This is a genomic window from Streptomyces sp. NPDC036822, from assembly GCF_055609145.1.
The window spans coordinates 677974-702056 of record NZ_JBVJPY010000002.1; the positions used below are offsets into that span (position 1 = coordinate 677974).

The 24083-nt window shown below is 69.5% G+C and carries 21 protein-coding genes; 13 read left to right on the plus strand and 8 right to left on the minus strand.

Going from position 1 to position 24083, the window contains the following annotated elements; translation table 11 throughout:
* Positions 1-12 precede the first annotated feature (12 nt).
* The 4 genes from ACZ68P_RS07400 to ACZ68P_RS07415 are packed head-to-tail and all read left to right on the plus strand — an operon-like array spanning position 13 to position 3315.
* Positions 13-1374, plus strand: a complete 1362-nt coding sequence (locus tag ACZ68P_RS07400; protein WP_471003826.1) for a WXG100 family type VII secretion target — start codon at positions 13-15, stop codon at positions 1372-1374.
* Positions 1375-1387: 13 nt separating this feature from the next.
* Positions 1388-2611, plus strand: coding sequence for a S8 family peptidase (locus ACZ68P_RS07405; RefSeq protein ID WP_471003828.1), 1224 nt, complete (start codon positions 1388-1390; stop codon positions 2609-2611).
* 49 nt (positions 2612-2660) lie between these two features.
* Positions 2661-2987, plus strand: a complete 327-nt coding sequence (locus tag ACZ68P_RS07410) for a WXG100 family type VII secretion target (protein ID WP_365721481.1) — start codon at positions 2661-2663, stop codon at positions 2985-2987.
* 19 nt (positions 2988-3006) lie between these two features.
* Positions 3007-3315: a WXG100 family type VII secretion target gene (locus ACZ68P_RS07415; RefSeq protein ID WP_471003831.1), complete on the plus strand. Its 309-nt coding sequence runs from the start codon at positions 3007-3009 to the stop codon at positions 3313-3315.
* A gap of 92 nt (positions 3316-3407) precedes the next feature.
* Here ACZ68P_RS07415 and ACZ68P_RS07420 read toward each other — a convergent pair whose 3' ends face one another.
* From ACZ68P_RS07420 to eccCa, 6 genes are all read right to left on the minus strand, one after another.
* On the minus strand, positions 3408-3641 hold the full coding sequence (locus ACZ68P_RS07420) for a DUF397 domain-containing protein (RefSeq protein WP_365721477.1): 234 nt from the start codon (positions 3639-3641) through the stop codon (positions 3408-3410).
* An 80-nt stretch (positions 3642-3721) separates the two neighbouring features.
* Positions 3722-4384, minus strand: coding sequence for a hypothetical protein (locus ACZ68P_RS07425; protein WP_471003833.1), 663 nt, complete (start codon positions 4382-4384; stop codon positions 3722-3724).
* Complete coding sequence (locus ACZ68P_RS07430) at positions 4381-4986, minus strand: hypothetical protein (protein WP_471003835.1); 606 nt, start codon at positions 4984-4986, stop codon at positions 4381-4383. Before ACZ68P_RS07430 ends, ACZ68P_RS07425 begins: the two co-directional genes overlap by 4 nt.
* A gap of 46 nt (positions 4987-5032) precedes the next feature.
* Positions 5033-7168, minus strand: coding sequence for a hypothetical protein (locus ACZ68P_RS07435; protein ID WP_471003837.1), 2136 nt, complete (start codon positions 7166-7168; stop codon positions 5033-5035).
* A 32-nt stretch (positions 7169-7200) separates the two neighbouring features.
* Positions 7201-7632, minus strand: a complete 432-nt coding sequence (locus ACZ68P_RS07440; protein WP_471003839.1) for a hypothetical protein — start codon at positions 7630-7632, stop codon at positions 7201-7203.
* A 102-nt stretch (positions 7633-7734) separates the two neighbouring features.
* Positions 7735-11688 (minus strand): type VII secretion protein EccCa, encoded by a 3954-nt coding sequence (gene eccCa, locus ACZ68P_RS07445; RefSeq protein ID WP_471003841.1) that lies wholly within the window; start codon positions 11686-11688, stop codon positions 7735-7737.
* Between the two features lie 182 nt (positions 11689-11870).
* On the opposite strand from eccCa, the gene eccD reads away from it, so the two are divergent.
* The 6 genes from eccD (at position 11871) to ACZ68P_RS07475 (ending at position 18979) form a co-directional block, all read left to right on the plus strand.
* A complete protein-coding gene (gene eccD, locus ACZ68P_RS07450) occupies positions 11871-13349 on the plus strand; it encodes a type VII secretion integral membrane protein EccD (protein ID WP_471003843.1) in 1479 nt (492 codons plus the stop codon).
* Between the two features lie 240 nt (positions 13350-13589).
* Positions 13590-13880 carry a 30S ribosomal protein S15 gene (gene rpsO, locus ACZ68P_RS07455; RefSeq protein WP_158991116.1) on the plus strand — a complete coding sequence of 97 codons (291 nt, stop codon included), beginning with the start codon at positions 13590-13592 and terminating at the stop codon, positions 13878-13880.
* Between the two features lie 274 nt (positions 13881-14154).
* Positions 14155-16377, plus strand: coding sequence for a polyribonucleotide nucleotidyltransferase (locus ACZ68P_RS07460; protein ID WP_365721462.1), 2223 nt, complete (start codon positions 14155-14157; stop codon positions 16375-16377).
* Entirely contained in the window at positions 16374-17753 is a 1380-nt protein-coding gene (locus tag ACZ68P_RS07465; RefSeq protein ID WP_471003845.1) for a M16 family metallopeptidase, read from the plus strand. Before ACZ68P_RS07460 ends, ACZ68P_RS07465 begins: the two co-directional genes overlap by 4 nt.
* Before the next feature lie 15 nt (positions 17754-17768).
* Positions 17769-18521, plus strand: a complete 753-nt coding sequence (gene dapB / locus ACZ68P_RS07470) for a 4-hydroxy-tetrahydrodipicolinate reductase (RefSeq protein WP_471003847.1) — start codon at positions 17769-17771, stop codon at positions 18519-18521.
* Between the two features lie 5 nt (positions 18522-18526).
* Entirely contained in the window at positions 18527-18979 is a 453-nt protein-coding gene (locus ACZ68P_RS07475) for a hypothetical protein (RefSeq protein ID WP_471003849.1), read from the plus strand.
* On the opposite strand, the gene ACZ68P_RS07480 is transcribed toward ACZ68P_RS07475, so the two are convergent.
* Positions 18969-19526: a hypothetical protein gene (locus tag ACZ68P_RS07480; RefSeq protein WP_471003851.1), complete on the minus strand. Its 558-nt coding sequence runs from the start codon at positions 19524-19526 to the stop codon at positions 18969-18971. The genes ACZ68P_RS07475 and ACZ68P_RS07480 overlap by 11 nt on opposite strands.
* 94 nt (positions 19527-19620) lie before the next feature.
* Positions 19621-19860: a hypothetical protein gene (locus ACZ68P_RS07485; protein WP_471003853.1), complete on the minus strand. Its 240-nt coding sequence runs from the start codon at positions 19858-19860 to the stop codon at positions 19621-19623.
* A 188-nt stretch (positions 19861-20048) separates the two neighbouring features.
* Here ACZ68P_RS07485 and thyX point away from each other — a divergent pair, with 188 nt between their 5' ends.
* The 3 genes from thyX (at position 20049) to ACZ68P_RS07500 (ending at position 23706) form a co-directional block, all read left to right on the plus strand.
* Complete coding sequence (gene thyX, locus ACZ68P_RS07490) at positions 20049-20789, plus strand: FAD-dependent thymidylate synthase (RefSeq protein ID WP_471003855.1); 741 nt, start codon at positions 20049-20051, stop codon at positions 20787-20789.
* A gap of 178 nt (positions 20790-20967) precedes the next feature.
* Complete coding sequence (gene dapA / locus ACZ68P_RS07495; RefSeq protein ID WP_365721448.1) at positions 20968-21867, plus strand: 4-hydroxy-tetrahydrodipicolinate synthase; 900 nt, start codon at positions 20968-20970, stop codon at positions 21865-21867.
* 153 nt (positions 21868-22020) lie between these two features.
* A complete protein-coding gene (locus ACZ68P_RS07500; protein WP_471003858.1) occupies positions 22021-23706 on the plus strand; it encodes a ribonuclease J in 1686 nt (561 codons plus the stop codon).
* Positions 23707-24083 lie beyond the last annotated feature (377 nt).

Sequence of the window (24083 nt, forward strand, 5' to 3'; positions counted from 1 at the left end):
AGTTGCAGCAACATGGCAGGAGAGTTCGAGGGGAAGTCCCTGGACGCCCTGTACGCGATGATCGCGTCGGCCAAGCCGGAGGAGATCACGTCCACCGGCACGGCACTGGCGGCAGCGGTGCCGAAGATCCTCGACATCGCCGCCGACCTGCGGCTGTACATCAGCCGTGTCCAGTGGGAGGGCGAGGGAGGGACCGCCTTCCGCAACTGGGGCGCGGGGATGGTCGCCGAGACGCTGGTGCTCGGTGACTACACCAGCGTCGTGTCCAGCGAGATGCAGCGGGCCGGGCAGGCACTGTCCGAGGCCAAGTCGGCCGTGCCCAAGCCGGCGGGCATGTGCTTCGCGGACCCGGAGAAGGAGAAGGCCCGCCTCGAGTCGGAGACCGGGCCGAAGCTCCAGGAGGCGATCCACCAGCTGGAGCGGCTGTCGTCGTACTACGACGCGTCGCGGGACCGGATGACGGCCGAGCGGGAGCCGGAGTTCAAGCCGATTCGGGATCCAAGCTTCGCGAGCGAGCGCGAGTACGGTACGGGGAGCGGGGGCAGTGAGAACTCCTCGACGTCCTCCGCGACGCGCGCGACTCAAGGAGAGTCGTCGTCTCTCCGTAGCGTCGACAAGCCGTCTCCGGCCCGTACCGAGGACTTCCCCGACCCGGTGATCCTGCCGCCGACGCCGCCCGTGGCGCTGCCGCCGGAGTCCCAGGTCGACACGAACCTCGACTCCGTCACGATCACGCCGGAAACGCCGACCCGCCCCACGGTGCAGCCGCCCAACACGCCGCCGGTGACGACGAACAGCCCTCCCCCCGTGGCCCTGCCGCCCATGGCACCGCCGGTCGGCCCGCAGACGACGGGTGGCCCGGTGCTCCGCCCGGCCACTCCGGGGCCGACGGGCCCGACGGGTCTGACACGTCCTGGTCTCACGGGCCCGACCAGTCCCTTCGGCGCGCCGCCCCGCGCGGAGGGCATCACGGGCGGCCGTCAGGTGCCCGGTCGTCCCGGCATGACCGCTCCCCGGCTGCCCATGGGCCCTGTCGTGGGCGAGGAGCGCGCCGGCCAGTTCCCGCGCGGCGCGGGAGGCATGCACGGCCCCGGCGCCGGCATGCAGGGAGCACCGGGCGGAGGCACGGGTAACGCCATCGGCCGCCGTCTGGCCGTGCAGCCGGGTGGAACCGTAGGGGCTCCGGGTGCGTCCGGTGCCAGTGGACGCTCCGCGTTCACCCCCGGTGGTACCGGCCTCGTCCGTCCGCCCGGCACCACCGAGCCGGGTCAGGAGGAGCGGCGTGCGTCGAGCCGCCGCCCCGACTATCTGACCGAGGACGAGGAGACGTGGGCCCCCGGCCAGCGTCAGATCGTCCCGCCCGTCATCGACTAGGAGTCGTTCGCCGATGTCCCCGCTTGCCCGTGTCATCCGCAGCCGTGCGGTCGGTCTGCTCGGCGCGATGACGGCCGTCGTCGCGACGTGGACCGTCGCGGCGCCGGCCGCGCTGGCGGACGACATGCGGTCGCGCCAGTGGTACCTGGACGCGATGAAGGCGGACGAGCTGTGGAAGGTGGCCACGGGCAAGGGCGTCACGGTCGCCGTCCTCGACACGGGTGTCGACTCCACGGTGTCGGAGCTTCGAGGCAAGGTGCTGCCCGGCCGGAACTTCTCCGACGCGGGCGGAGGACCGGGCCGCATCGACGAACGGGACGATGATCGCCATGGCACCAATATGGCCATCACGATCGCGGGCAGCGGTACCAGCGGTGGAGTGAAGGGCATCGCCCCCGATGCGAAGATTCTTCCGGTGAAGACGGGCGATCACGTTGCCTTCGGGCACGAGCTGACGCTGAAGGGGATTCGCTACGCGGTGGACAGCGGCGCCCGGGTGATCAACATTTCCTCGGGCGGCCCTCCCGATGAGGCGGAAGATCGCGGATGGCACGAGGCCGTGAGCTATGCCCAGAAGAAGGGCGCCCTGATCTTCGCAGCGTCCGGTAACGACGGGAGCGAGAACCGCGACTACCCCGCCGCTGTTCCTGGAGTGGTCGCGGTCGGCGCGCTCGACACCAAGGGCAAGGTCGCCAAGTTCTCCAATTACGGCTCCCACCTGGCCCTCGCCGCTCCAGGCGTCGAGATCCCCGGCCGCTGCACGAACGACAAGACGAAGTACTGCGCCTTCGAGGGCACCAGCGCCGCCACCGCCATCGCCTCCGGCACCGCCGCCCTCATCTGGTCCGCCCACCCCGACTGGACCGGCAACCAGGTTCTCCGCGTGATGATGGAGACCGCCGGCCACGTCGGCGCCGTGCCCAGCAAGTACATCGGCTACGGCTCCGTCCGTCCCGCCCAGGTCCTCCTGGAGGGCAAGGGCAATCCCGGTGACCCGAACGTCAACCCGCTGCTCGCCGCGCAGAAGCGTCAGTCACCCACACCCTCGACTTCCCCCTCTCCTGACAGCACGGGGGCAAGCGGCAACGGGCAGACCCAGGCTCCGAACAAGCCTGAGTCGGCGGCCCGGCCCGAAGAGAGCGGCTTCCCGCTCTGGGGCATCGCCGCGAGTGCCGTCGCGGTCGTCGCCATCATCGGCGTCGTCGTGGCGGCAGGTATACGCAACAGGAGAGCGTAGCTACGAGCAACGCGCATGAAGAACTTCATCCGACAATGAGGAGCAGCACATGAGCACGCCCGCAGGTGGGTTCGGACTTGCCGACGATCCGGTAACCCAGGCCAAGAACAAGATCATGCAGACGGGTGAAGAGGTCTCCAAGCAGGCCCGCGAGATGGCCAACATCCTCGAGACCGTCAGCGCGGGCTGGACGGGTGCGGGTGCGGCGGGCTTCAAGACGGCCCAGTCGACCCTGAACGAGGACCACGACACCATCCGCCGGCTGCTCAACGTGCTGCTCAACGCGGTGGGCGAGACGAAGAACCTCAGCAACGCCAACGACCACGAGGTGTTCCAGACCCTCAAGGCCAACAATTCCGCGCTGAACAACGTCTGAGTCCGAGGAGAGCACCACGATGTCCGGCATCGATCAGAACACCAAGGTCAAGTACGAGAGCGTCCAGGAGATGGCCAACCGTCTCCGTGTCGTCTCGAAGAACATCATCAAGGACCTGGAGGAGATGAACGCCGCCCTCCGGGTCGTCACCGACACCTGGGACGGTGACGCGCACCGCGAGTACGTCATCCTCCAGGGCAAGTACAAGAAGCGTGCCGAGGACATGAAGGACCGCCTCGAGCTCGTCGCCAAGCAGATCGAGCAGGGCAAGGACAGCTACCGCGCCACGGACATCAAGGCGTCGCGGCTGTTCACCGAGTCCTACTGATCTGACCGATCTCGGCCTCGCTGACGTAGCGGAAGGGGCCCGTTCCTCCGGGAACGGGCCCCTTCCGCATGTCTCCGACCTGACCGGCCGGCCTACTTCAGGTCGAACTCGCCGTCCCTGGCACCCAGGACGAACGCGGTCCACTCGGCCTCGGTGTAACGCAGCACCGTGTCGGGATCGAGGGAGGAACGCATCGCGACCGCCCCACCCGGCAGGTGGGCGATCTCCACGCGCTCCTCGTCGGGGCTGGTGCCGGGGGCGCCCAGCCACTCCACGTCACTGATGTCGAGCGCGTACAGCTCGTCCTTCTCCTGCTGAGTGCCCATCAGGCTGTGCTCCTTCATCAACGTCGTTGCGGGTCAATGATCGGGGCCCGGGCAGGCCGCTGTCAGACGGACGAACAGATTCACTTCGCCTGGGCGGCGAAGGTGCGGGCGAGCTCCAGGACCTGCTCGGGCTTCAGCGACGTCTTCCCGGACTCGCCGGCGGTCAACGTCATGGCGACGTCGCCCTTGCCGCCCGAGTCGAGCCGGACCATCACCACGTTTCCGCCCTGGCTGGGCACGGCCTCCCCGGTCCCCGCCTTCGTGGCCGCCGCGGCGTAACGCTTCACCTCGTCCATGCTCATGCCGCCCGCCATCTGGATGGTGGGCAGCATGATGTTGACGCTGTTCCCCGCCTCCGCACCGACGGTGAGGACCTTCAGGTCCTCCTTGCCGACGTGGTACGAGCAGGTGACGAGCGCACCGCCCTTGCCCGCCCACGCCGACTGCGGATCCGTGGTCTTCCCGCCCTCGGCCGTGGCGACGGGCTCGTCCGCCTCCGCCCCGGCCGCGCCCGGCTCGATGGCCTCTTCGACCTTCGCCGCCTCGGCCGCCTTGCCGGCGTCGTACGGGAGGGGGCACGTGTCGGACCCGTCCTTCCCGTCCTCCTCAGCGAGCGTGACCAGCCGGTCCACGCTCAGGGACCCGCCGCCCCCGGCACCCGTGTCCTCGCTTCCGCAGCCGGCCAGGGCCGCGAGGAGGACGGCGCTCACGGCGCCGGCGGCTGTGTGCTTGGTACGCGTCATGAAGAGGTGCTTCCGGTAAGGGGCTTGACGACCGGGTCGCCTGCCAGCGGCTTGTTCTCACAGCCGAGGACGTCGACGGCCTTGCGCGCCATGGAGTAGAGGAACGACATCTGCTCGTCCTGGGTGCCGTGGTCCTTCACCGCACCCAGGTTCACGGTGAACGAGGCGTTCGCGTGCAGGAGCACCTTCTTGGACCGGGGCTTGAGCTCGCCGGGCATGTCGCAGGAGACGTAGAGATGGGTCATGACGTCGTTGGACGTCCCCTTCGCTCCGTTCAGCTCGTATCGGCGGGTAGCCGCGTCCGGGGTCTTGTCCGCGTCGGCGACCGGCGACCACCCGTAGTCGATGGTCGCCTGACCGTTCCCGTCCTTGCCGTTGGGATGGAACTCGCACTGGCCGGTCCGGTATTCCGGGTTCGAGCGCAGGGCGTCCTGCATCTTCTCGACGAAGCGAGAGTCCCTGCTGCCGACGTCGGTCGTGAAGGTCTCCGCCCTCATCACCTGACGCAGCAGCTTGTCCTCGGCGGAACCCGGGGCGATGTCGCAGACACGGTCGGCCGCCGCCTTCGGGGTCTCGTCCGAGCACGACGTCGCGACGAGCATGAGAGGGAGCGCCGCGGCCGCCGCGAGACGTGGGAAAGCTCGCCGACTAGTTCCCCAGGTGCCCTGCCGCCGCGCTGCGGCCGTCCTCGTATCCACCATTCGCAGCATCCTTCGCCGAGCTGAACGCACCACTGCCCACAATTCCTTCCTGCTGCCCCCACGCCTGGATGAGGTCGTTGGTGCCGTCCTTGCCGGCCGAGTAGTTCTCGCTGGATTCCTTGTCGCCCTGTTCCTCGGCGGCGTCGGTGACATCCTTGACCCACTCGAACTTGGCGGTGTCGACGATGGCTCCGGCGGCCGAGCCCGCGAACGGGATCTCGCCGACGATGCTGTTGACGCCGTTCGCCGAGTACTCCGCGGTCGACTCGGCCCACTTGACCTTGTCGTCCTCCTTGTCGAGGTAGACATCGGCGCCGATGCCGTTGAGGGCGCCCAGTGCGGCGCCGACGTGCTTCGACCGGTGGTCCCAGTCCGAGCTCTGGCCGTGCGTGGGGTCACCCGTGTAAGCGGGAGCGTCGGCGAGCTCCTTGGCGGAGAAGGACCGCTCCGCTTCGTAGATCAGGGCGAAGGACTCCGGGTCGTCCGCGATGCCACGCATCACGCGGACGAGGCTTCCCTGCGAAACCGCCATGTGGGAGTTGTCGCCGGACCCGATGATGTCGTCCTTGCCCTTGCTCAGGCCGTACTCGGGGTTCTCGCCGTTGAGGATCACATGGGTGTCGTTGACGTAGTCCGCCAGGGCGTGCGCCATGGGCTTCTGGAGGTTCTTCAGGTCTTCGGGGAACTCGGCCCCACCGCTGTCCTTGTCGAGGAACGCGACCGCGTTGTGCATCACGCGTGCCTGGCCCTCGGTGTGCGCCCCCACCTCCCCGAGCTTCTCGCCCGGAGCGTGCCCGGTCGCCGCCGCCTGGATGGCCGCGCCGAGGCCCTCCGCCTTGGTCGGGTTCGGAAGCTCCGTGACATGGCCCGGGGCCGACATCCACGGGTCGACCCACTTGCGGTCGTTTAGCAGGTACTCCAGGTGGTTGTTGCCGTTGCCCGGCGCCTTCGGGTCCAGGAAGTACTCCGCGTCCCCCGGATCCCGGCTCATGATCTTGAGCAGGCCGTCCACGGGGTCGTGCATGAGGTTCGGACGCTGGCCGTCGAAGTGGTGCGCCCAGATGTTCTCCCTGTCCTTCTCGACCTTGATCATGTCGCTGCCGATCTCGTTGAGGAACTCCTTGCCGTAGTCCCCCTTCCCCTGCGACATCAGCGTGACCAGGTGCTGGTACCCGTGCGACGGCCTCAGGTTGCCCGTGATGTTGTCGTCGCCGATGGCCTTGAGTCCGTCCACGAACGGCCGGTACGCGTAGCTGTTCGGGTCCTTCGTGCCGGAGGCGATCGTGTCGGCCAGGCCGGCGTTGATCGAGTTGTAGAGCTTCTTGTCCGCGTCCGAGATCCCCCGCTCGGCCGCCGCGAGGCTCATCTCGTCCGCGATCTTCAGCGTGTTCTCGGCCCCCAGGCCGTTCAGATACGCCTCACTGAAGTGCTTGTCGTCCGAGTTGTCCTTCAGCAGGTCCCGGTAGTGCTCCAGCTCCTGCTTCGACGCCTTGCCCTCGCGGACCTTCTCCGAGAGCGCCAGCGCCTCCACGGCCTCCACGTCGTTGACCGGCTTGGAGTTGAAGCCCAGCGGCGCCGTGCCGTCCGCGCCCGACGCGTTCATCAGGGCGACCTTGACGTCCGCGTCGAAGTCCGTGACCGCCTTCACCGCGTCGTTGATCTTCCGCGTGTACGACATCTCGACCTCACGCAGGTCGGGGTCGTGGCGGATCGTGTAGGCCTCCTTGTCACTGACCTTGCTGAAGTCGTAGCTCGCGCTGCCGGACTCGGAGACCTTCATGCCCGCCGCGACGGCCTCGTCGACGGCCGCCTTCACCCTGCCCTTGAGCTCGGTGAAGGTGTTGTGGGCGTCCCGCAGCAGCGACTCCATGGCCAGCGCTTCCTTCTGCGCCGAGTCCAGCTCGCTCCGGGTGATGTTGAAGTTGTTCAAGCCGACAGCCTGGCTGTGGCCCGTCCAGAGCGGTCCGCCCGCCGCGATGCTCTGGACTTCCTTCTCGTACAGGTCCTCGACCTTCTTGAACTTCTCCGCCATGCTCTTCCAGCCGTCGGCGGCGGTGTTCAGCTTGGTCAAGGAGGTCTGCATGATCTCCTGGTACGTCGGCACCGCGTTTCCCCCTAGATTCCCGAAACCTTGGACTGCGCCGGGGCGAAGCCCGCCCCCGTCACGATGTCGTTGCTGCGGAACAGCGTCGACGTGTTCCGCAACGCGACCTTCTCCGAGTCCAGCCGCGCCATCAGCCGCTTCACCTGGCTGTCCCAGTGCTCGTGGGCCTTCTTCAGGCCGGCGGCCGTGTCCCAGCCCTTGAACTCGGTGACGGCGCCGTTGGTGCCCTCGTCGGCGGCGTCGGCGGCCGACTTCACGTCCGGCTGGATGTGGTTCTCGATGGTGTTGGCGGCCTTCTTCTTCCGCTCCGGCGTGGTCGCCAGGTCCGGGTTGCCCGGTCCGCCGCCGCCCTGGTCGGCGGGGACCTGGTTGAGCTGCATGCTCGACGACTGGCGCTCGATCGCGGCGCTCTTGTCCTGGGCCCACTCGTCTTGGAACGACATTCGACTCCCCCTTGCTGGATCTGGATTACGGCGATGTTTGCAGTTCCGAAGTGCCCACGTCCATGACGTACTTCATGTCCGTCGACAACCCGACCGGCGGCGTCACATCCCCGGCATCCGGCCGGTCTGCACCAGCGACGCGGCGCCCCGGCGCGACACGAAGTACCCGCGTCCCGCCGGCAGCGGACGCGGACGCGCGTTGCCCAGCAGATCGCCCTCGTTCGGGTCGCCGGACAGGACGACACCCTGGGCGCCGAGCTCCTTGATGCGCTGCATGAACGCCTCGTACATGGAGCGCGAGGCGCCCGCCGTGTTGCGCGCGATGATGAAGCGGACGCCCGTGTCACGGGCGAAGGGCAGGTACTCCGCCAGCGCCGCCAGCGGATTGCCGGAGCTCGTCGCCACCAGGTCGTAGTCGTCCACGATGATGAAGACCTGCGGCCCCGACCACCAGCTGCGGTCCCGCAGCTGCTGCGGGGTCACGTCCTGCGGCGGCTGGCGGCGCGAGAACACGCCCGCCAGGGCCTCCATGTGCATCTGCATCGAGCTCGCCATCGGCGCGTACTCCAGGAGGTGCTCCTCCGGCAGTGCGCCGAGCAGCGCGCGGCGGTAGTCGCCGACGACGAACTTCGCCTCGTCGGGGGAGTACCGCTCCGCGATCTGCTTCGCGATCAGGCGCAGCAGGTTCGTCTTGCCGGACTCGCTCTCGCCGAAGATCAGGAAGAACGGATCCGTGTCGAAGTTGACGAACACCGGCTCCAGCCGCGTCTCGTCGATGCCGATCGCGACGCCGTGCTGCGGGAACTCGAAGCCCTTCGGCAGCTGGTCCGCGGGCACCTTGTGCGGCAGCAGCCGGACGCCGGGCGCGGCCGGACCGTTCCAGGCGGTGCGCACGGCCTCCACGAAGGCCGCCGTGCCCTCCGCGAGGTCCCCGGAGGAGCCTGACCCGTCGATGCGCGGCAGCCCGCCCATGAAGTGCAGCTTCTCCGGCACCTGCCCGCGGCCGGGCACCCCGGTGGGCACGTTGGCCGCGACCTTCCGGTCGAACTCGGAGTCCATGACGTCACCGAGGCGCAGTTCCAGACGGCTCAGCATCTGGTCCTTGATGGCGGCGCGGACCTCCATGTAGCGGGCGGCCGTGATGACGACGTGGATGCCGTAGCCGAGGCCACGCGCGGCGATGTCGGAGACGACTCCCTCGAGCATGTCGTACTCGTTGCGGAAGCCGCCCCAGCCGTCGATGACGAGGAAGACGTCTCCCCAGGCCTCGCCCGGCAGTTCGCCCGCGGCCCGCTTGCGGCGGTAGGTGGTGATCGAGTCGATGGAGTGCGCCCGGAAGAACTCCTCGCGCCGGTTCAGCACGCCCAGGACCTCCGCGACCGTCCGCCGCACCCGCTCGGGGTCCAGCCGGGACGCGACCCCGCCGACGTGCGGCAGGTCGGCCAGCGACACCATGCCGCCACCGCCGAAGTCCAGGGCGTAGAACTGCACTTCCTGCGGGGTGTGGGTGAGCGCGAACGACGAGATCAGCGTCCGCATCAGCGTCGACTTGCCGGACTGCGGGCCGCCGACGACCATCATGTGGCCGGCCGCGCCGGAGAAGTCCCGGTACAGCACCTCGCGCCGCTGCTCGAAGGGCTTGTCGATGAGGCCCAGCGGCACGGTCAGCCCGCCGGGGCGCGTGTACTCGGTGGCCGTCAGCCCCCGGTCCGCGGTCTGCGCGAGCCCCGGCAGCAGCTGGTCGAGCGAGGGCGCCTGGTCCAGCGGCGGCAGCCACACCTGGTGGGCGGGCACGCCCTGTCCCTCCAGGCGGCGCACGATCACGTCGAGGACGGTGTCCGCGAGGGCGTCGTCCTCCTCCTCGCGCCGGGCCGTGAGGTACGCCGGGTCCGGCGCCGCGTACACCACCGGCACCGGGGTCGCCGTGAAGATCGCCGGCCGCCGCTCGATCGGCATCTGCCCGGCCGTCAGCCGGGGTCCGCCGGTGCGGTACGTGCCGGAGACGTACGCCGCCTTGAAGCGGGTCATCTCGTCCGTGCCGAACTTCAGATATCCCGAACCGGGCACCGACGGCAGGTGGTACGCGTCCGGGACACCGATGGCCGTACGCGACTCGGCCGCCGAGAACGTCCGCAGACCGATCCGGTACGAGAGGTACGTGTCGAGGCCGCGGAGCTTGCCCTCCTCCAGGCGCTGCGAGGCGAGCAGCAGGTGCACACCCAGGGAGCGGCCGATGCGGCCGATCTGGATGAACATGTCGATGAAGTCCGGCTTGGCGGTCAGCAGCTCGGAGAACTCGTCGATCACCAGGACCAGCGACGCCAGCGGTTCGAGCGGCGCGCCGGCCGCCCTGGCCTTCTCGTAGTCGTGGATGTTGGCGTAGTTGCCCGCCGAGCGCAGCAGCTCCTGCCGGCGCTGGAGCTCACCGCGGATCGCGTCGCCCATCCGGTCGACCAGGGTGAGGTCGTCGGCGAGGTTGGTGATGACGGCCGCGACGTGCGGCATCTGCGACATGCCGGCGAAGGTGGCGCCACCCTTGAAGTCCGCGAGGACGAAGTTCAGGGTCTCCGAGGAGTGCGTCACCGCCAGACCGAGGACCAGCGTGCGCAGCAGCTCCGACTTGCCGGAGCCGGTCGCGCCCACGCACAGCCCGTGCGGGCCCATGCCCTCCTGCGCGGCCTCCTTCAGGTCGAGCATGACCGGCTCGCCGGCCTCGCCCACACCGATCGGCACCCGCAGCCGCTCGGCCACCGAACGCGGCCGCCAGGTGCGCGCCACGTCGACCGACGCGGCGTCGCCGAGGTTCAGCAGGTCCGTGAAGTCCAGGTTGGCCAGCAGCGGTTCGTCGTCGTCCCCGCCGCCCATCCGCAGCGGCGCGAGCTGCCGCGCCAGCGCCTCGGCGGCCGGCAGCGAGATCCCGTCCGGCACGCCCTCGTAGGCGAAACCGCCGCCCGACTCCAGACGCAGCCGCCCCGGCCGCACCACCACCGACAGGCCACCGCGCGGCTCGTCGAGCTCACCGGAGACCACCTCGACGATGGTCACGCCCTGCACGCCCTCCGGGGCCGCGAACAGCGAGTCCGGGGGCACCATCCCGCCGTCCAGCACCACCACGACGTGCGGCTGGTCGAGCACCGGCTGGCTGTCGCGGCTGAACCGCGGACGCCCCTCGACCCGTGGGCGCAGCAGCTGCTCCAGCTCGCCGAGGTCGTCACCGAACAGCCGCCTGCTGCCCGCCCCGTCGACCTGTCCGAGCACCTGCGTGTGCGGCAGCCACTTCGTCCAGTCCCATCGCTCCTGCGCGCCCCGCGCCGCGACCACCGCGAGCATCATGTCGTCGGGGGAGTGCAGCGTCACGAGCTGGGAGACCAGACCGCGCGCAGCGGCCTGGGCGGCCTCCGGCTCACCGGAGATCGTCACGTGGTAGAAGGCGCGCATCGAGACCGCCATCGGCAGCCCGTCCAACGACCCGTGCACGGCCAGGAACTGCTGCATCGCACCGGCGCACAGCGGCTCCAGCTCGTCGACCGGAGCGGTGTCGGGCGCGACCAGCGGCGTCGCCAGCTGCTGCGCGCCGAGCCCGACGCGCACCTGCCCGAAGTCGGTGTCGCCGACCCGGCGTTCCCAGACCCGCGAGCCCTCGGCGACCACCGACCACAACTGCTCGGGGGAGGGGTGCAGATACAGCTGCGCGTCCCGCTGCCTGCGTGCCGTGCGCCGGACCGTCCGCCGGGTCTGCGCGAGGTATTTGAGGTAGTCGCGCCGGACATCGGCAATTTGCCCCTGCGTACCCCGACGGAACCGCACCAGCTGGGCGATCACCATGCCGACCGTCGAGACCAGCATCAGGATGCCCATGATGCGCATGAACGGATGGGCGCCCGGCATGAAGAAGAACACCACCGACGAACCCATGCCGAGCATGGGCAGGAGCTGCATCAACATGCCCTCCTGCTGACCTCTCGGCAGTTCGGGCGGAGGCTCCAGGACCAGTTCCTCGCTGGGCACTTCCGGAGGAAGGGACCTCGGCGGGCGTTTGACGACGATCTGGCTCACCGGCGCATCAATCCCTCGTTACGGGCCGACTTCGTGCGGGAGTTCCGCACCGGCGCCCCCGTCGAAAGCACTGGTTCATGGATCCCCCCAGGTAGCGCGATCCTACGTGCAGCGACCGACACCCGTCCCCGGTAGGGTGGCCCGCGCATTGTGCGCAACCGCGAATCAGGGGGTCCAGACACGTGAGTACGACCGCAGCGACCGGCTTCTGCCGCGTCACCGTCGTGGCGCCGGACAGCCGCATCGACGTCGCGCTCCCCGAGGACATCGCGGTCGCCGACGTCTATCCGGAGATCCTGCGGCTCACCGGCCAGACCCAGGCCGCCGGCGCTCCCACCGGCTACCACCTGGTCCGCCGCGACGGATCGGTCCTCGACGGCGCCCGCACCCTGGCGGGCCAGCAGGTCCTCGACGGGGAGGTGCTCTCGCTGCGCCCCTTCGCCCAGTCGCTGCCGCCCGCCGTCTTCGACGACGTCTCCGACGCCGTCGCCTCCGCCGTCACCCGCGACCGGCACCTGTGGAGCGACGACCTGCTGCGCGGCGCGGGACTCGTCGGCGGGGTCCTGCTGCTGGTCCTCATGGGCTTCGTGCTGTGGTTCGCCGACCCGGTCCGCCACGACATGCACAGCCTGCCCGGCGTCGTCGCCGGCGCCGCGGGCGTCCTGCTGACCGCCTTCGCGGGAGTACGCGCCCGGGTCTACGCCGACCGCGCCACCGCCGTCGCCCTCGGTCTCGGCGCCCTGCCGCTGCTGCTGATCGCGGGCTCCGGCATCATTGGCCCAGACGCGGGGCAGGGCCCCGGACGCCTCCAGTTCCTGCTCGGCTGCGTGACCGTCCTGGTCGCCTCCGTCACCCTGGTCGCGCTCACCCCCAGCGGGGACGCGCCCTTCGTCGCCGCGACCTTCCTGGCCGCCGTCGGCACCCTCGCGACGTTCCTCGCGATCCTCACCGAGGCCTCCGCCACCGCGACCGCCTCCGTCTGCGCGCCGGTCGCCATCGGCCTCGTCGCCTTCCTGCCCGGCCTCTCGGCCCGCTTCGCCCGGCTCCCCATCGGCTACGCCGCGCCCCGCAGCGCCACCGACGACGACTTCCACGCCGACCCGGCCCAGCCCTCCACCGAGGAGGCCCAGCCCGTCGACGGCGAGCGCATCGCCCTCCAGGCCCGTCGCGGCCACGAGATGCTGCTCGGCCTGGTCGGCGGCTGCGCCGCGGTCGTCGTCGGATCGGCCGCCGTCCTCGGCTTCGCGGGCAACGTCTGGGGCCAGCTCCTCGCCCTGGCCGCCGGCCTCGCGATGCTGCTGCGCGCCCGGCTCTTCCGCTACACCTCGCAGGTGGCCTGCGTCCTGGTCGCCGGCATCGCCGCGATCGCCCTGCTGATCCTCGGCCTCTCCCTGAACCCGCCGGCCGACCTGGTCAAGGACCTCCTGATGTACGGGGACCGCGGCGGTCTGGACATCCGTACGATCTGGCTCACCGCGGCCGTCGCCGTCGGCGCCGCCCTGGTCACCGCCATCGGCCTGATCATCCCCAGGAAGGGCCTCTCGCCGTTCTGGGGCCGGCTGCTCGACCTGGCCGAGAGCTTCGTCCTGCTCTCCCTGGTCCCGCTCTGCCTGGCCGTCCTCGACGTCTTCATGGCGGCCCGCTCCCTCACCAGTAAGTAGGACGGGCCCGCACCGGCAGGCAGGCAGAGCACAGGGGGCCCGGGCGGGGCGCCTCCCGCGGGCTGGTACGCTGGGTGACGGCCGTTTGTGTACGCGCTCCCGGAGTCGACCCGGATCCCCGGATCAGGACCTCCTCTGGAAGCTGCGCCCATCGGACCTTCGCCTGGCGAGTCACCGAAGCTCCCCTGAGACCAAGACCAGGGGCACTCGTCGGCGCACGAACACCAAGAGGAGTACCGAGTGTCTCTCGACGCCGCTACGAAGAAGCAGATCATGGCCGAGTTCGGCACCAAGGAGGGCGACACCGGCTCCCCCGAGGTTCAGGTCGCGATGCTCTCCCGCCGCATCTCGGACCTGACCGAGCACCTCAAGCAGCACAAGCACGACCACCACTCCCGTCGTGGTCTGCTGATCCTGGTCGGCCAGCGCCGCCGCCTGCTGCAGTACCTGGCCAAGAAGGACATCCAGCGCTTCCGCGCGCTGGTCGACCGCCTCGGCATCCGCCGTGGTGCGGCCGGCGGCGCCAAGTAAGACGCCGTGAAGGGAGCGGTTCCCACCTTTAGGGGGCCGCTCCCTTTGCTGTACGTGCGCGATGTGCCGACCGGCACTTAGTCTGGTCACACAACGCCACACACGAGCGAGAAGCCGCCGGCCGCCGCCGGTCCTCGGTAGTGGCCCCCGGACTCCATATCCCGGGTGCTTCGATCGAAGACCGGCCCGCACCGAAGGTGCGCTTCTCCTCCATGACCGTCCCCGGCCACACGGGCCGACGGACGAAAAGACGAACACGTAGGAGAAACCCATAGTGGAGAACGAGACCCACTACGCCGAGGCCGTCATCGACAACGGCACGTTCGGCACCCGCACCATCCGCTTCGAGACGGGCCGCCTGGCCAAGCAGGCCGCCGGCTCCGCCGTCGCGTACCTGGACGACGACACGATGGTCCTCTCGGCCACCACCGCGTCCAAGAAGCCCAAGGACCAGCTCGACTTCTTCCCCCTGACGGTGGACGTCGAGGAGCGGATGTACGCGGCCGGCAAGATCCCCGGCTCCTTCTTCCGCCGTGAGGGCCGGCCCTCCGAGGACGCGATCCTCACCTGCCGCCTGATCGACCGGCCGCTGCGCCCCTCCTTCAAGAAGGGCCTGCGCAACGAGATCCAGATCGTCGAGACGATCATGGCGCTCAACCCCGACCACCTCTACGACGTGGTCGCCATCAACGCCGCCTCCTGCTCCACGCAGCTGGCCGGCCTGCCCTTCTCCGGCCCGATCGGCGGCACCCGTGTCGCGCTGATCAAGGGCCAGTGGGTCGCGTTCCCGACGCACACCGAGCTCGAGGACGCCGTCTTCGACATGGTCGTCGCCGGTCGCGTCCTCGAGGACGGCGACGTCGCGATCATGATGGTCGAGGCCGAGGCCACCGAGAAGACCATCGAGCTCGTCAAGGGCGGCGCCGAGGCGCCGACCGAGGAGGTCGTCGCCGCCGGTCTCGAGGCCGCGAAGCCCTTCATCAAGGTCCTGTGCAAGGCCCAGTCGGACCTCGCGGCGAAGGCCGCCAAGCCCACCGGCGAGTTCCCGGTCTTCCTCGACTACCAGGACGACGTCCTGGAGGCCCTCACCGCCGCGGTCAGGAGCGAGCTCGCCCAGGCGCTCACCATCGCCGGCAAGCAGGAGCGCGAGACCGAGCTCGACCGCATCAAGGAGCTCGCCGCCGAGAAGCTCCTCCCGGCCTTCGAAGGCCGGGAGAAGGAGATCTCCGGCGCCTACCGCGCGCTGACCAAGAAGCTGGTCCGCGAGCGGATCATCAAGGACAAGGTCCGCATCGACGGCCGCGGCATCACGGACATCCGTACGCTCGCCGCCGAGGTCGAGGCCATCCCGCGCGTGCACGGCTCGGCGCTGTTCGAGCGTGGCGAGACCCAGATCCTGGGCGTCACCACCCTCAACATGCTCCGCATGGAGCAGCAGCTGGACACCCTCTCCCCGGTGACCCGCAAGCGCTACATGCACAACTACAACTTCCCGCCGTACTCCGTCGGTGAGACCGGCCGCGTGGGCTCGCCCAAGCGCCGCGAGATCGGCCACGGCGCGCTCGCCGAGCGCGCCATCGTGCCGGTGCTGCCGACGCGCGAGGAGTTCCCCTACGCGATCCGCCAGGTGTCCGAGGCCCTCGGCTCCAACGGCTCGACGTCCATGGGCTCGGTCTGCGCCTCCACCATGTCGCTGCTGAACGCCGGTGTGCCGCTCAAGGCCCCCGTCGCCGGTATCGCCATGGGCCTGATCTCCGAGGAGATCGACGGCAAGACCCACTACGTCGCCCTCACGGACATCCTCGGCGCCGAGGACGCGTTCGGCGACATGGACTTCAAGGTCGCCGGTACGAAGACCTTCGTCACCGCGCTCCAGCTCGACACCAAGCTCGACGGCATCCCCGCCTCGGTCCTGGCCGCCGCGCTGAAGCAGGCCCGTGACGCGCGTCTGCACATCCTCGACGTGATGAACGAGGCGATCGACGTTCCGGACGAGATGTCCCCGAACGCGCCGCGCATCATCACCGTCAAGATCCCGGTGGACAAGATCGGTGAGGTCATCGGCCCCAAGGGCAAGATGATCAACCAGATCCAGGAGGACACCGGCGCCGACATCACGATCGAGGACGACGGCACCATCTACATCGGTGCCGCCCAGGGCTCGCAGGCCGAGGCCGCCCGTGCCACGATCAACGGCATCGCCAACCCGACCATGCCGGAGGTCGGCGAGCGCTACCTGGGTACGGTCGTCAAGACCACCACCTTCGGTGCCTTCGTCTCCCTCATGCCCGGCAAGGACGGTCTGCTGCACATCTCGCAGATCCGCAAGCTCGCCGGTGGCAAGCGCGTGGAGAACGTCGAGGACGTGCTCGCGGTCGGCGCCAAGGTGCAGGTCGAGATCGCCGAGATCGACCAGCGCGGCAAGCTCTCCCTCGTCCCCGTCATGGCGGACGACGAGAACGCCGCGGAGGACAAGAAGGACGACACCGACCAGTGACGTCCCGTAGTTCCGCGACGACGGCCCGCCCCTCTTCGGAGGGGCGGGCCGTCGCCCGTACCCAAACGCTTCTCCCGGGCAAGGACGGCATCGGCACGGTCCGCCGCACGACCCTCCCCGGCGGCCTGCGCATCGTCACCGAGACCCTGCCGTCCGTACGCTCCGCCACCTTCGGCATCTGGGCGAACGTCGGCTCCCGCGACGAGACGCCCACCCTCAACGGCGCCACGCACTACCTCGAGCACCTCCTCTTCAAGGGCACCGGCCGACGCAGCGCCCTCGACATCTCCGCCGCGCTCGACGCGGTCGGCGGCGAGATGAACGCCTTCACGGCGAAGGAGTACACCTGCTACTACGCGCGGGTCCTCGACACCGACCTGCCGCTGGCGATCGACGTGGTGTGCGACATGCTCACCGGCTCGCTGATCCTCCAGGAGGACGTGGACGCCGAGCGCGGCGTCATCCTCGAGGAGATCGCGATGACCGAGGACGACCCGGGCGACGTCGTGCACGACCTCTTCGCGCAGACGATGTTCGGCGACACCCCCCTGGGCCGCCCCGTGCTCGGCACCGTCGACACCATCAACGCCCTCGACCGGGGCCGGATCGCCCGCTTCTACAAGAAGCACTACGACCCGACCCACCTGGTCGTCGCCGCCGCGGGCAACGTCGACCACACCACGGTGGTGCGCCAGGTCCGCCGCGCCTTCGAGAAGGCCGGCGCCCTCACCCGCACCGACGCGGTCCCCGTCGGCCCCCGCGAGGGCCGGCGCACCATCCGCACCGCCGGACGCGTCGAGCATCTCGGCCGCAAGACCGAGCAGGCCCACGTGGTCCTCGGCATGCCGGGCCTGCCCCGCACGGACGAGCGCCGCTGGGCACTCGGCGTCCTCAACACCGCACTCGGCGGCGGCATGTCCTCCCGCCTCTTCCAGGAGGTCCGGGAGAAGCGCGGCCTGGCCTACAGCGTGTACTCCTACACCTCCGGTTTCGCCGACTGCGGCCTCTTCGGCGTCTACGCCGGCTGCCGTCCGAACCAGATCCACGACGTGCTCGGGATCTGCCGGGACGAGCTGGACAAGGTGGCCTCCGAGGGCCTGACCGACGACGAGATCGGCCGCGCGATCGGCCAGCTCTCCGGCTCGACCGTCCTCGGCCTGGAGGACACCGGCGCGCTGATGAACCGCATCGGCAAGAGCGAGCTGTGCTGGGGCAGCCAGATGTCCGTGGACGACATGCTCGCCCGGATCGCCGCGGTCACCCCCGACGAGGTCCGGGAGGTCGCTCGCGAGGTGCTCGGGCAGCGCCCCTCGCTGGCCGTCATCGGGCCGCTGAAGGACAAGCAGGCGGCACGCCTGCACGAATCCGTCTCCTAGAGAGAGTTCAGAGCAATGAGCAAGCTGCGCGTGGCGGTCCTCGGAGCCCAGGGCCGCATCGGCTCCGAGGCCGTACGGGCCGTCGAGGCCGCCGAGGACATGGAACTGGTGGCGGCCCTCGGCCGGGGCGACAAGCTGGAGACCCTCGCCGAGACGGGCGCCCAGGTCGCCGTCGAGCTGACCACCCCGGCCTCGGTGATGGACAACCTCGACTACTGCGTGAGCCACGGTATCCACGCGGTCGTCGGCACCACCGGCTGGACCGAGGAGCGCCTCGCGCAGCTGCGGACCTGGCTCGCCGCCTCCCCGGAGACCGGCGTGCTCATCGCGCCGAACTTCTCCATCGGCGCCGTCCTGACCATGAAGTTCGCCCAGATCGCCGCCCCGTACTTCGAGTCGGTCGAGGTCGTCGAGCTGCACCACCCGAACAAGGTCGACGCCCCCAGCGGCACGGCGACCCGTACGGCCCAGCTGATCGCCGCGGCCCGCGCCGAGGCCGGTCTCGGCGCCCAGCCGGACGCCACCGCGACCGCCCTGGACGGCGCCCGCGGCGCCGACGTGGACGGCGTTCCGGTCCACGCGGTACGCCTGCGGGGGCTGCTGGCCCACCAGGAGGTGCTGCTCGGCGGCGAGGGCGAGACCCTGACCGTCCGTCACGACTCGCTGCACCACTCCAGCTTCATGCCGGGCATCCTCCTGGGCGCCCGCCGCGTGACCACCGCCCCGGGCCTCACCTTCGGCCTGGAACACTTCCTGGACCTGGGCTGACGACCATGGGCGGAAAGATCACGTACTTCTTCCTCGCCACCGTCCTGGTACTCGTCTTCGGCGTGGTGGCGATGGAGGGCGTCCTGCTCATGCTGACCGGGGAACCGGCCGCGATGGGCATGGGCGCGGTGGCGTTCCTGCTGCCCGGCGTCGGTGGATGGTTCCTCTGGAAGAACACCCTCTTCGCCCGCAGGGCCCAGCGGCTCGCGCGGGAGCTGGAGGCCGAAGGCGGCCTGCCCGTGGACGAGTTGCGGCGCACGGCGGGCGGGCGGATCGACCGTGACTCGGCCGACGAGGTGTTCGCGAGGCGCCGCGCCGAGACCGAGGACCGCCCGGACGACTGGCGCTGCTGGTTCCGGCTCGCGGTCGCCTATCACGACGCCCGCGACACCCCGCGCGCCCGCAAGGCGATGCAGCGCGCGATCGCCCTCCACGCGGGCCGTACGGTCAGCGCGTAGCCGTCACCGTGCCGTACTCGGCGTTCCACGCCTCGATCGTGTCCGCGGCGCGGTCGAACGCCTCGACGCGGGAGAGGAAGTCGGCGTTGTGGTCGGTGAGCAGGGTGATCTGCTCACCGCCCTGCCGTACGAGGAGCAGGGCCTGGCCCTGGACGGTGCGGGGCAGACCGAGCCAGCGCACCGGCTGCTGCACCGTGCGCACGGCGCCGGCCTGGCGCCACTCCAGGGTCCTCGTCGAGAAGAACCCGACGCGCCGCAGACCGTGGCGGCTCACCCAGGTGCCCACGCGCAGCATGCGCAGCGCGCAGAGGATGATCACCCCGGCCAGCGCGAAGGTGGCCCCCGCCCCGGGTGCGGCTCCGGCGGCCGCGATGATCACGGCGGCGAAGAGCACGAACGACGCGAGCAGCAGCCCGAGCGCCGCGGCCCCGACCCTCCAGGGTCCCGGCCGGTACGGGCGACGCCACTGGTCGTGGTCGTCGAACGGCAGCGCGACATCGTCGGTCGCGTCAAAGGCGCGGTCGGCCGTCAGGAAGGGCAGGGGCACGACGGGTCCTCACTCACAAGCACGCTCGTAGGGGCTGTGCCCGGTGAGGCTACCCAGGGGGTCTCGACCGGGCCACCCCAGGGGGCCGTAACGATCAGCGGCCGTCGGAGGCCTCGGAGTGCTGCCGGTGGCCACCGGCAGCGCCCGACTCCATGGCGGGCATCCCGAAGAGCAGCGACCCGACGAGACCGGCCACGACGGTCAGCCCGACCAGCGTACGGCCCGCGAGCTGGGAGACGCTGAGGCGCTCCCTCGGCGGCGGAGTGACGTTACTGCGGAACCGGTCGGCCTCGGCGACGAACGTGAACGGAACGGCCTCTCGCCGGGTGAACATGGGGAAACACTCCTCGGGCTGGTGGTGGCGGGTGGTTTCACAGGTACAGACGACGAAACCGACGTCTTGGTGCCCCCTTTCCCCGAATTGACCAAAGAAAGCCGCCCAGGCGGGTGCACGGATCCGCTGTCGGTGGCTCCCCGTAAAGTGGGCGCCGCCCGTGCGACGCGATGGAAGGACACCCGCCGGTGAGCGACACCCCCGCAGAAGACCTCAAGCCCAGTTTCCGCAGCGATGTGACCGTCGAGCTGGTGAAGCACAGTGCCGCCGACTCCGACGTGCTGTGGGCGGCCCGGGTCTCCACCGCCGGTGAGCAGTCCCTCGAAGAGCTCCAGAAGGACCCCGAGCGGTCCAGGGGGCTGATCAACTACCTGATGCGCGACCGGCACGGCAGCCCGTTCGAGCACAACTCGATGACGTTCTTCATCAGCGCCCCGATCTTCGTGTTCCGCGAGTTCATGCGGCACCGTGTGGGCTGGTCGTACAACGAGGAGTCGGGCCGCTACCGCGAGCTCCAGCCGGTGTTCTACATCCCCGGACCCGAGCGCAAGCTGGTCCAGGAGGGCCGCCCCGGCAAGTACGTCTTCGTCGACGGCACCGAGGAGCAGTACAGGACGACCGGCGCCGCCATGGAGGAGGCGTACATCCAGGCGTACGAGCGCTACCAGGAGATGCTCGCCGCCGGAGTCGCCCGCGAGGTCGCCCGCGCCGTCCTGCCCGTCGGTCTCTTCTCCTCGATGTACGCCACGTGCAACGCCCGCTCGCTGATGCACTTCCTCGGGCTGCGCACCCAGCACGAGCTGGCGAAGGTGCCGTCCTTCCCCCAGCGGGAGATCGAGATGGTCGGCGAGAAGATGGAAGAGCACTGGTCCCGGCTCATGCCGCTGACCTACGACGCCTTCAACAAGAACGGCCGTGTGGCCCCATAAGGCACAGATGTACGAACGCGTCACGCGAAGTGTCCGTATTGCGGCGTTTCACGAAGTTCATCTAGGCTGATCAAACGGACCCGGCACTGCTTGAACCCCCGAGCAGGCAGTGCCGGGCTCCTCTTCTCACGTCCCCCGAGGGGACACCGGACGCCGAGCAACGAGTAGCGTGTGACCCATGGCTCCGATCTCCACTCCGCAGACCCCCTTCGGGAGGGTCCTCACCGCCATGGTCACGCCTCTCACGGCGGACGGCGCACTCGACCTCGACGGTGCCCAGCGACTGGCCGCCCATCTGGTGGACGCAGGCAACGACGGCCTCGTCATCAACGGCACCACCGGCGAGTCCCCGACCACCAGCGACGCGGAGAAATCGGAGCTGGTCCGAGCGGTACTGGAGGCGGTCGGAGACCGCGCCCACGTCATCGCCGGCATCGGGACGAACGACACCCACCACTCCGTCGAGCTCGCCCGCACCGCCGCCCGTGACGGCGCGCACGGCCTGCTCGCCGTCACGCCGTACTACAACAAGCCCCCGCAGGAGGGCCTGTACCGGCACTTCTCGGCGATCGCCGACGCCACCGAGCTTCCGGTGATGCTCTACGACATCCCCGGCCGCAGTGGTGTCCCCATCGACACCGAGACGATCGTCCGGCTCGCCGAGAACCCCCGGATCGTCGCGAACAAGGACGCCAAGGGCGACCTCGGACGCGCCAGCTGGGCCATCGCGCGCAGCGGCCTGGCCTGGTACTCCGGCGACGACATGCTCAACCTGCCGCTGCTCTCCGTGGGCGCCTGCGGCTTCGTCTCCGTCGTCGGCCACGTCGTGACGCCCGAGCTCCGCGCCCTCCTGGACGCGTACCTGAGCGGCGACGTGCAGAAGGCCACCGAGATCCACCAGCAGCTGCTCCCGGTCTTCACCGGCATGTTCCGCACCCAGGGCGTCATCACCTCCAAGGCCGCCCTCGCCCTCCAGGGCCTCCCGGCCGGCCCCCTGCGCCTGCCGCTCGTGGAGCTCTCCCCGGAGGAAACCGCCCAGCTCAAGGTCGATCTCGCCGCCGGCGGGGTACAGATCTAGCAACGGACTTCACAACTGAATATCCGGTCCGTCCCACGCGACGAGCGACATCCGACGTCCGACGAGACCGCCCGACAGACAACAGCAAGTGCACGAATGTCATGCGCGCCACGTGCCGAAGCGGTACGTGGCGTGTGTGGTGAGGAGAGTCTTTTGAGTCATCCGCATCCTGAACTCGGCGCCCCGCCGAAGCTCCCCAAGGGCGGCCTTCGCGTCACCCCGCTCGGCGGGCTCGGCGAGATCGGCCGCAACATGACGGTCTTCGAATTCGACGGCCGGCTGCTCATCGTCGACTGCGGCGTCCTCTTCCCCGAGGAGGAGCAGCCGGGCATCGACCTGATCCTGCCCGACTTCACCACGATCCGGGACCGCCTGGACCAGGTCGAGGGCATCGTGCTCACGCACGGTCACGAGGACCACATCGGCGCCGTCCCGTACCTGCTCCGGCTGAAGCCGGACATCCCGCTCATCGGCTCTAAGCTGACCCTCGCCCTGATCGAGGCGAAGCTCCAGGAGCACCGGATCCGCCCCTACACCCTCGAGGTGAAGGAAGGCGACCGGGAGAACCTGGGCCCCTTCGACTGCGAGTTCATCGCGGTCAACCACTCCATCCCGGACGCGCTCGCGGTCGCCATCCGCACCCCCGCGGGCCTGGTCGTCGCCACCGGTGACTTCAAGATGGACCAGCTCCCGATGGACGGCCGGCTCACCGACCTTCACGCGTTCGCGCGGCTCAGTGAGGAGGGCATCGACCTCCTGCTATCCGACTCGACGAACGCCGAGGTCCCGGGCTTCGTCCCGCCGGAGAAGGACATCTCCAACGTCCTTCGGAACGTCTTCGCGAACGCCCAGAAGCGCATCATCGTGGCCAGCTTCGCCAGCCACGTGCACCGCATCCAGCAGATCCTCGACGCGGCCCACGAGTACGGCCGCCGTGTGGCCTTCGTCGGGCGCTCGATGGTCCGCAACATGGGCATCGCCCGTGACCTGGGCTATCTGCGGGTCCCGGCCGGCCTGGTCGTCGACGTCAAGACCCTCGACGACCTCCCGGACGACGAGGTCGTGCTGGTCTGTACGGGCTCGCAGGGCGAGCCGATGGCTGCCCTGTCCCGGATGGCCAACCGCGACCACCAGATCCGGATCGTCCAGGGCGACACCGTGATCCTGGCCTCCTCGCTCATCCCGGGCAACGAGAACGCGGTCTACCGCGTGATCAACGGCCTGAGCCGGTGGGGCGCCAACGTCATCCACAAGGGCAACGCCAAGGTCCACGTCTCGGGCCACGCCTCGGCGGGCGAGCTGCTGTACTTCTACAACATCTGCAAGCCGAAGAACCTCATGCCGGTCCACGGCGAATGGCGCCATCTGCGCGCCAACGCCGAGCTCGGCGCGATGACGGGTGTCCCGAAGGACCGCATCGTCATCGCCGAGGACGGCGTCGTCGTCGACCTGGTCGACGGCAAGGCCAAGATCGTCGGCAAGGTCCAGGCCGGCTACGTCTACGTCGACGGCCTCTCGGTCGGCGACGTCACGGAGGTCCACCTCAAGGACCGCCGCATCCTCGGGGACGAGGGCATCATCTCGGTCTTCGTCGTCGTGGACGCTTCGACCGGCAAGATCGTCAGCGGCCCGAACATCCACGCCCGCGGCTCCGGCATCGAGGACTCGGCGTTCAACGCCGTGGTCCCCAAGGTCGAGGAGGCGCTCAACAAGTCCGCCCAGGACGGCGTGGTCGAGCCGCACCAGCTCCAGCAGCTCATCCGCCGCTCGGTCGGCAAGTGGGTCTCGGACACCTACCGCAGGCGTCCGATGATCCTCCCGGTGGTCGTCGAGGTCTGACCCTCGACCCCCCAACCAGGAGCGGGGCGCCTCGATTTGCATCGGGGCGCCCCGCTCCAGTACGTTTACGGCTCCGCCTGAACGGGAAGCCCGGCACCTTCGTGTGCACGAACGGGTGAACCGGGAGGGGCGGGAATTCCGACTCAGAACTTCTGATAAAGTCGGAGCCGCCGGAAAGGAAAGCGCGAAAGCGAATTCCTGGAAGGTGAAACCCGCTCCAGCGGGTGGCGGAAACGGAAATCGGATCTGCTAAGCTGGAAACACGAAAGACCGAAGGGAAAAAGCCCGGAGGAAAGCCCGAGAGGGTGAGTACGAAGGAAGCGTCCGTTCCTTGAGAACTCAACAGCGTGCCAAAAATCAACGCCAGATTAGTTGAT